The 2,275-nt window shown below is 71.4% G+C and carries 1 protein-coding gene; it reads left to right on the top strand.

Annotated features, from left to right (window positions below; translation table 11 throughout):
- Positions 1–2,061: aminopeptidase N (gene pepN, locus C1I97_RS35605; protein ID WP_111007074.1), on the top strand; the 2,061-nt coding region annotated here is incomplete at its 5' end.
- Between the last annotated feature and the right edge of the window lie 214 nt (positions 2,062–2,275).

Genomic DNA, 2,275 nt, shown 5'->3' on the forward strand with positions numbered 1-2,275 from the left:
GGCGGGGTGTGGCGGTTCGCCGAGACCAAGCCGATCTCGACGTACATCACCTGCGTGGTGGCGGGGCCGTACCACTATGTGACCGACACCTACGAGCGGGTGTTCGAGGACGGTACGCGGCTGGAGATCCCGCTCGGCGCCATGTGCCGCAAGGGGCTCGCCCGGTACTTCGACGCCGACGACGTCTTCCTGGTCACCAAGCAGGGGCTGGACTTCTTCCACGACCACGTCGACTACCCGTACCCGTTCGGCAAGTACGACCAGGCGTTCGTGCCGGAGTACAACCTGGGCGCGATGGAGAACCCGGGCCTGGTGACCTTCCGGGAGGAGTACATCTTCCGGGGGAAGGTGACCCGGGCCTCCTACGAGGCGCGGGCCAACGTCGTCCTGCACGAGATGGCGCACATGTGGTTCGGCGACCTGGTCACCATGGAGTGGTGGGACGACCTGTGGCTGAAGGAGTCCTTCGCCGACTTCATGGGCACCTTCGCGCTGGTCGGCGCGACCCGCTTCACCGACGGCTGGATCACCTTCGCCAACCGCCGCAAGGCGTGGGCGTACCGCGCGGACCAGCTGCCCTCCACGCACCCGGTCACCGCGGACATCCGCGACCTGCAGGACGCCAAGCTGAACTTCGACGGCATCACCTACGCCAAGGGCGCGTCCGTCCTCAAGCAGCTGGTGGCGTACGCCGGCCAGGACGCGTTCCTGGAGGGCGCCCGCCGCTACTTCAAGCGGCACGCCTACGGCAACACCCGCCTGGGCGACCTGCTGGCGGTCCTGGAGGAGACCAGCGGCCGGGACATGGGCGCGTGGGCGCGGTCCTGGCTGCAGACGGCGGGCGTCAACTCGCTGACCCCGCAGGTGGTGCTGGGCGCCGACGGCACCGTCGAGGAGCTGGCCGTCGTGCAGGAGGCCGCGGAGTCGCATCCGCAGCTGCGCCCGCACCGGGTGGCGGTGGGCCTGTACCGGCGCTCCCAGGTGGGGGCGCTGGAGCAGTACGCGCGCGCCGAGTTGGACGTGGACGGCGCCCGTACGGTCGTGACGGAGCTGGCCGGCCAGGATGCCCCGGAGCTGGTGCTGGTCAACGACGACGACCTCACCTACTGCAAGATCCGCTTCGACGAGACCTCGCTGGCCACCCTGCGCGGGCACCTGGGCGCGCTGACCGACCCGCTGGCCCGCGCCCTGTGCTGGACGGCGCTGTGGAACATGACCCGGGACGCGCTGCTGCCGGCCCGGGACTTCGTCGGCCTGGTGCTGCGGTTCGCGGGACGCGAGTCCGACATCGGCGTGCTGCAGATGCTGCACGTCTGGGCGGAGTCGGCGCTCGTGCACTACGCGGCGCCGCGCTGGCGGGAGACGGGCGGGCGGCTGCTGGCCGAGGGCGCCCTGGCCGAGCTGCGGCAGGCCGAGCCGGAGAGCGAGCACCAGCTGGCGTGGGCGCGCTTCTTCGCCACGGTGGCCTCCGCCCCGGACGACCTCCGGCTGCTGAAGGGCCTGCTGGACGGCACGGAGGAGATCGAGGGGCTCAAGGTCGACCAGGAGCTGCGCTGGGCGTTCCTGGAGCCGCTGGCGGCGCACGGGGTGGCGGACGAGAGGACGCTCGCCGACGAGCTCGCCCGCGACGACACCGCCTCCGGCAAGCGGCACCAGGTGCGCTGCCTGGCCGCGCGGCCCTCGGCCGCCGTCAAGGCGCGGGCGTGGGCGCAGGTCGTGGAGTCGGACGCGCTGTCGAACGCGCTGGTCGAGGCGACGATCGCGGGCTTCGCCCAGCCCTCCCAGCGGGAGCTGCTCGCGCCGTACGCGCCGGAGTACTTCGAGGCGATCGAGCGGGTGTGGACCGAGCGGTCCATCCAGATCGGGATGGACGTGGTGCGGGGTCTGTTCCCCGCGTTGCAGGACTCGCCGGAGACCCTGGAGGCGGCGGACGCGTGGCTCGCCGCGCACGAGCAGGCCGCGCCCGCTCTGCGCCGGCTGGTCCTGGAGGCTCGGGACGACCTGGCGCGGGCGCTGCGTGGACAGGCGTGCGACGAGGCGGCCGGGACGGCGGCCCGATGAGCCGTAGCTCTGGCCAAGGATCGGGCGCGCGGTAACCGTTACGAAATTCGGTCAAGACACACCGTAACCCCTGGTCCGCCCTGGACGGACCAGGGGTTTTCGGCATCCGAACAGCCGTCCTTTAGGGCGGGGTTGTCCGGGTTGGGCATCGCTCCTGTAACAGCGGTTACAGGCCGGATCCGGCGCGGGAATCGTGCCGGACATGAACCACAAC

This window comes from Streptomyces sp. NTH33 (genome assembly GCF_003236365.1).
GTDB lineage: Bacteria > Actinomycetota > Actinomycetes > Streptomycetales > Streptomycetaceae > Streptomyces.